1 protein-coding gene is annotated in these 371 nt (G+C 42.0%); it reads right to left on the bottom strand.

The annotated features are described in order from the left end of the window. Nucleotides 1–371, bottom strand: a 371-nt coding sequence (locus NE638_RS17920; RefSeq protein WP_173746892.1) for an ATP-binding cassette domain-containing protein, incomplete at both ends; no start/stop codon positions are given.

Below are 371 nucleotides of genomic sequence, written 5' to 3'. Positions count from 1 at the left end.
CCTACAACCGTATCAAATCCGTTCTCAAGCTGCATGATAAATTCATAGCATCCGCTTTTCTTTGTCACCTCGATGATCTGTTCATCTGTAGCCTCCGGATTTCCCTGTCTAATATTTTCACGTACCGTTTCATTGAACAGATAATTATCCTGTGCAACATATGCAATTTTCCGATTAAAATCTGCAAGCGACATTTCTTTGACATCAACTCCACCGATTTTAATACTTCCGGAATCCACATCCCACAAGGACGCAATCAGCTTTGCGATGGTTGACTTTCCGCTTCCGGAAGGTCCTACGATTGCATTTACCGTTCCTGCTTTTAGCTCCATAGTTACTCCATGCAGAATCTCTTTGTCGTGATAACCAAA

Source organism: Blautia sp. MSK.18.38 (assembly GCF_024460535.1).
Classification (GTDB): Bacteria; Bacillota; Clostridia; order Lachnospirales; family Lachnospiraceae; genus Blautia_A; species Blautia_A fusiformis.
The sequence above is the reverse complement of the archived record's forward strand: the minus strand, read 5'-3'. Positions and strand labels throughout refer to the sequence as shown.